The sequence below is a fragment of the uncultured Streptococcus sp. genome, assembly GCF_963518475.1.
Lineage (GTDB): Bacteria > Bacillota > Bacilli > Lactobacillales > Streptococcaceae > Streptococcus.
This window is the reverse complement of record NZ_CAUQJA010000036.1, coordinates 1-5,890: the sequence shown is the minus strand read 5'-3', so window position 1 is coordinate 5,890 and position 5,890 is coordinate 1. Positions and strand designations below refer to the sequence as shown.

Annotated in this window: 7 protein-coding genes; all 7 read right to left on the bottom strand. The window is 36.9% G+C overall.

Annotated elements, in window-relative coordinates; translation table 11 throughout:
* Window positions 1–212: 212 nt before the first annotated feature.
* The 7 genes from pcsB to pgsA all read right to left on the bottom strand — a co-directional run bounded on the left by pcsB (window position 213) and on the right by pgsA (window position 5,851).
* Complete coding sequence (gene pcsB, locus RYK12_RS09800) at window positions 213–1,406, bottom strand: peptidoglycan hydrolase PcsB (protein ID WP_125452642.1); 1,194 nt, start codon at window positions 1,404–1,406, stop codon at window positions 213–215.
* Window positions 1,407–1,499: 93 nt separating this feature from the next.
* Complete coding sequence (gene mreD / locus RYK12_RS09795; RefSeq protein ID WP_084926266.1) at window positions 1,500–1,994, bottom strand: rod shape-determining protein MreD; 495 nt, start codon at window positions 1,992–1,994, stop codon at window positions 1,500–1,502.
* Window positions 1,994–2,812, bottom strand: a complete 819-nt coding sequence (gene mreC, locus RYK12_RS09790) for a rod shape-determining protein MreC (RefSeq protein WP_261095879.1) — start codon at window positions 2,810–2,812, stop codon at window positions 1,994–1,996. Before mreC ends, mreD begins: the two co-directional genes overlap by 1 nt.
* Window positions 2,813–2,870: 58 nt before the next feature.
* Complete coding sequence (locus RYK12_RS09785) at window positions 2,871–3,665, bottom strand: energy-coupling factor transporter transmembrane protein EcfT (protein WP_314848805.1); 795 nt, start codon at window positions 3,663–3,665, stop codon at window positions 2,871–2,873.
* A complete protein-coding gene (locus RYK12_RS09780; protein WP_049491120.1) occupies window positions 3,658–4,497 on the bottom strand; it encodes an energy-coupling factor transporter ATPase in 840 nt (279 codons plus the stop codon). Before RYK12_RS09780 ends, RYK12_RS09785 begins: the two co-directional genes overlap by 8 nt.
* Window positions 4,482–5,309 carry an energy-coupling factor ABC transporter ATP-binding protein gene (locus RYK12_RS09775; protein WP_314848803.1) on the bottom strand — a complete coding sequence of 276 codons (828 nt, stop codon included), beginning with the start codon at window positions 5,307–5,309 and terminating at the stop codon, window positions 4,482–4,484. The genes RYK12_RS09780 and RYK12_RS09775 overlap by 16 nt, the downstream gene beginning before the upstream one ends.
* Entirely contained in the window at window positions 5,306–5,851 is a 546-nt protein-coding gene (gene pgsA, locus RYK12_RS09770; protein ID WP_314848801.1) for a CDP-diacylglycerol--glycerol-3-phosphate 3-phosphatidyltransferase, read from the bottom strand. Before pgsA ends, RYK12_RS09775 begins: the two co-directional genes overlap by 4 nt.
* Window positions 5,852–5,890: the final 39 nt, after the last annotated feature.

The window sequence follows — 5,890 nt, the reverse complement described above, 5'->3', positions numbered from 1 at the left end:
ATTTCTCCTTTTTGTTTTTTTCCTCTTCTTGACTTCAACTCGCAAAACGACCCAAAGGCAACTGTTTCACAATTCATCAAGAATGAGTATTATCGTTCACACGACAATTTTCATTTTACCATACTTTTTCAATATTTTCAAGCTATTTTAGTAGATTTTTAAAGTATATAAATTATAAAAGAGACTCAAATCGAGCCTCTTCGTTTTATTCATTAGTTTGGATAGATATATGTTACAAAACCTTCTGAAGTTGTAGTAGGATTGAACCAACCACGTTTATTTCCGATTGTACGGTTTCCACCATAGTTTGATTCAGATACTTGGATACTTGTTGATGATGAAACAGCTGTAACCACGGCTACGTGTCCATATCCACCATCATTCCAACATGCAATGGCACCAACTTGAGGTGTAGATCCTGTGCGGAATCCTGCAGCAGCTGCACTTGTAGCCCACTGTGCTCCATTACCCCAGTAATCTCCAGCCCAAGGTGCTAATGTTTTAGCTCCCCATGTACACTCACCAGTTGGATAACTTGAAGCGTTTGTACTGTATGTTGGACGATGTTTTACTGATGCAGGAGTGTAGCTTGAAGATGATTCAGATGAACTAGATACTGCTTGAACTTCTGCTGTAAAAGTTGTATTCCCAGAAGCAACTACTGTTTGTTGTTGACTTGCTTGTTTAGCTTTGTAGGCTGCTTCTGCTTCTGCAGCTGCTTTAGCTTCTGCTTCCGCTGCAGCTTTTTTCTCAAGTAAACTTGCTTTTTCATCCTCAGCAGTAGCCTTTTCAGCAGCAAGATTCAATTCTGCAGCTTTCAACTCAGCTTGTTTTGTAGTTAATGTTTGAGCATCATCAGCTAGTTTTTGCTGATTTGCAATAACTGTATTAATTGCATCATTGTTTGCTACTTGTTTTTCAGAAATAGCTTTTTTATCTGCCTTTTGTTGTTCCAACATTTTGTTGTTTGCAGATACGATTTCACTCATTGCAGCAACACGTGAAATAGCTTCTGTAATTGATTTTGAGTTTACAATTGTATTGATGTAATTTGTTGCAGCTCCATTTGTTTGAGCACTACGAGCTTGTTTTTGCAATGAATCATTGCGAGATACAATATTCTTAGAAAGTTCTGTAATTTCACCCTCAAGCTTTTTAGATTCTGCTTGTAGTCTATCATTTTCAGATTGCAAGTTTGATTGCTCTGTTTGAATAGCAGATACTTGCTCCTGAATTTGATCAACTTGTTTTTGGGCTTCTTGTTGTTGTGCTGTTAAGTTACTAATTTTATTATCTTGAGCAGCAATTTTGTCATCAGTAGTTTCTGCATGCGCAGTTGTTAAAACAGCTACTTGAGAAACCATTACTGTACTTAGTAAAAGTGACGCTAAGATTTTTTTCTTCATATTTCGTAGATACTCCTTCTTTTAAAGACACTACTAGTATACCAAAAAAAGGCCTAATGAATATTACGCCTTTGTTACATTTTTATTTCTTTCTTATAGGTAAAACTTTTCAAAAATAAACTGAAAGATAATCATCCATATAAGGTTCAAAATCATTGATGGCACTAAACTATAGACTATAAATAAAGACATACTATCCACAGTTAAACCTACCACTAATGCAAGTATATAAGCTCCCATCTCAAATAGAAAAGTCATGACAATAATTGCCAACATTCTCGTCCAACGATTCAATAAAATAACACTATTAAATTTATGGAGAAATACTCCCAACAAGACGAACAACAAAGTCGCAATCCCTATCAAGTGGAAAAAGTAAATGTCATAAACCAAACCCACTACAAAACAATATGCTAAATAGAAATACTCTGATACTTCAATCGTCTCAAATAAGAGAAACAAAAATAGAAAATGACTAGCTAACTGTACATGGGGAAAAAATGAGCCCAAAAGCTGACTAATATGGGCATCAATTAGAACAAAGAAAGGAAGCAATAAAAATACTCCAACCCGCTTCAACTGTCTCATTATGAATTCCCCACTAATTCTATCACACTCACATTATGAGTATCTGCACTTAATTTAACAGTTACTTCTCGTGTCAAGTAGTCCGTACTATGCGTTGTGGCAACCACTTCACCAACAGGAATATCCGCAACGTTAAAGTTTCCTAATCCACCAGTGGTTACCTTATCTCCCGCACTAATATCGCTATTACTATTTAATTGGCTAATTTTAAGAACTTCATTTTCTTTGTCATAGCCAACAATAATACCATAAATTGTAGTAGAACCATGTTGAATTTTAACAGAAATCTTATCAGCATTTTCCGTATTTGTCAGAAGGTTGACCATAGTAGAGTTCTCCTCCACTTTTGAGACACTCCCAATCAAGCCACCATTTGCAATGGCTAACATGTTCTCAGAAGCCCCTTTTGATTTACCTGCATCCAGGGTCAATTCCTGCTTCCAAGATACCGGAGAACGCATAATAACATCTGCTGCTAAAGTCTTTGTGGCTTGCAACTTGGACTTCATATCAAGCAATTGACGCAGTTGTTCATTTTCCGTCTTTAAACTTTCCGCCTCATTTGATTTAACTTCTAATTGGTAAATCTGTTTCTTCAAACTTTCATTTTCATTATAAGTTCGTGTCAAATGAGCCAAATCTGATTTGACAGAATCAAACCACTGAAAAGGTTTTTGTACAACCCTATCAACCAATGAGATTCCATCTCCTAATTTTGTCACAATTGTACTTGAATAAGTCGTCGCTAAGAGAGCTGACACAAGCAAAACAGTGACAAAAACAATAATGACATATTTTGATTTTTTAAAACGGTTCATATCCCTACCTTTATATCAAAAACTGTTACAGTAACTTTTTATCAATTCCTGAAAGCTACTAAGATTTTAAGAAAAATAAGCAACAACCAAGTACGATAATAACAAGAATGGTCAGCGTATCCTTTCTCGTCCATTTCAGTTGTCGGTATTGACTTCTGCCTTTTCCCCCCTGATAACCACGCGCTTCCATGGCGATAGCCAAGGAATCTGCACGTTTTAAACTTGTCGCAAAAAGAGGAATCAAAATGGGAATCATCGCCTTTACTTTTTGAACGATGCTTCCTTCACCAAAATCCACTCCACGTGCTTTCTGCGCATTCATAATCCGCGTCGTATCATCCATCAAGGTTGGCACAAAACGCAAACTCATAGATAGCATTAAGCCAATTTCATGAACTGGAACTTTCACACGCTTTAAAGGCGCTAACAAAGCTTCGACAGCTGATGCCAAACTTAAGGACATGGTCGTTAAGGTTAACAAAGTTGAAAAGAAAATAATCAATACAAAGCGACAAAAGATAATTCCAGCTTGTTGCAAAGCATAATCCGTAATTCTCACAAACGAAAACTCAAATAAAACATTCCCATTAGAAATGAAAAACAGTTGAAAAATAGTTGTGAAGGCAATCAAGAAAAACATAGACTTCAAGCCCTGAATAAAAAATGAAAGAGATACTCCTGACAAGGCAATAAATATCCCTGTCGCTATAAAAAGAATTAGATTCGTCAAGGGATTATTAGCCCAAAAAACGATCAAAATCAGTAGCATCATAGCCAGTAATTTGCTGCGTGGATCCAATCGGTGAACTATCGAATCCCCTGGGATATAACGCCCCAAAATCATACTATCCATTTAGCGACTCCTTGAACTCCTCTATCTTAATCGGTAATCGTTTAAATGACACGCCTCTATCAGCCAATCGTTTACAAAAAGCTGTAATTTTAGGTACTCCCAACTGAACTTCTTCCATAAAGACAACATCTTGAAAGACATCACTTGGTTTACCACCCTTAACTAAACGGCCCTTTTCCATCACATAGACTTGATTTGCATATTCAGCAACATCATCCATCAAATGCGTTACCAAAACAATGGTCATCCCTGACTGGTGGAGTTTTTTGAACAAATTCATCAACTCTTTTCTTCCCAGGGGATCTAGGCCTGCTGTGGGCTCATCTAAGACTAATATGGCTGGTTCCATGGCAAGTATGCCTGCAATTGCGACACGTCTCATTTGTCCACCTGATAGCTCAAACGGACTACGATTAAAAAGTGATTCATCAATTCCAACCAAAGCCAGTTTCTCACGCGCAATCTGCTCCGCATCTTCTTCAGAAACTCCAAAATTTTGCGGTCCAAAAGCAACGTCTTTCAAAACCGTTTCTTCAAAAATCTGATTTTCAGCAAACTGAAATACCAAGCCAACCTGTTTTCTAATTTGACGAATATCTTTATTTTTAGAAGTCGAAGTGATTAAGGTATCAAAAACTCGCACACTCCCTTGACTTGGCACCAATAAACCATTTAAAAGTTGTAAAATAGTTGATTTACCACTACCTGTGTGGCCAATTAAAGCCGTATAAGAACCATCTTCAATCGTCAAAGAAACATCTGACAAAGCTGTTGAAGCTAAGGGAGTCCCTTCTTGATATGTAAAACTCACATTTTCTAGAGCAATTCCCATAGTTTATCCTCTAGCTCACTTTCTGTCAAATAATTTTCAGGCAAATCATAGCCATTCTGGCTCAAAGAATGTTTTAATTGATTGGAAAAAGGATCGTCTAATCCAATTTGATCTAAATCATTTCGAGAGAAAAGTTCTCTTGGGCTACCAGTTGATTCAATTTCCCCTTTTTTCATGATCAATACGCGGTCACTCATGGCAACTTCTTCCAAATCATGGGTAATAGAAATGACGGTCATATCATAGTCTTTTCGAATTCCTTTTACTGTATCAATCAGTTCTCTACGCCCCTCAGGATCCAACATACTCGTTGCTTCATCTAAGATTAAAATAGCTGGTCTTAGGGCTACAACACCTGCAATAGCCACACGTTGCTTTTGGCCACCTGATAGACGCGCTGGCTCTCTCTTTTTAAAGTCCAACATGCCAACCAAATCCAGAGCTTCTTCCACTCTCTTTTTCATTTCTTGACGAGAAAGTCCCTGATTTTCCAAACCAAAGGCAACATCATCTTCAACAGTCGCTCCAACAAATTGATTGTCTGGATTTTGAAAAACCATACCGATTTGACGACGTATATTCCAAACATTTTCCTCAGTCAATCGTTGACCATCAATTACAATCTCTCCAGATTCTGCTTCCAGTAAGCCATCAATTAATCGAACCGTCGTTGATTTACCACTACCATTATGCCCTACAATCGAAAGCCATTCTCCACGTTTCACGTGAAACGTAATATCCTTCACATCGTAGTATTCCTGACTTTCCTTATAGCGAAAAGAAAGATTTTTTACATCAATTATTGATTTCATTTCGAACCAAATGTCCCTTTAAATACATAGGCACTACCCTTGAAATAATCATAGCCAGAGTAGATAGTGAAAAACAAGGCTACATAAAGTAGAACTTGACCAAGCAAAGTCCAATGTAATAGCAAGAAAATAATGGTAAACATCTGACTAAAAGTTTTAATTTTTCCAGGCATTGCTGCTGCTAAAACTGTTCCACCAGTTTCAACTAATAAAAGCCTTAAACCTGTCACAGCCAACTCACGACAGATAATCACTGCAACAATCCAAGCTGGAGCCATACCTAACTCAATCAGCATAATAAAAGCCGACATAACTAGTAGCTTATCCGCCATAGGATCTGCAAATTTACCAAAATTACTGACCACATTCCATTTACGAGCTAAATATCCATCTAAATAGTCTGTAATACTAGCAATAGCAAAGATAATAGCTGCTACCATATGACTCTCTATCGAATTTCCTACTGTTAAAATAAAGATAAAAATAGGTATAAAGAGAATTCGACCTATTGTTAAGAGATTTGGAATTTGTTCTTTTTTCATTCGTTTTTCCTTAATTTTTAGTAAAGGTTACAGTGATTT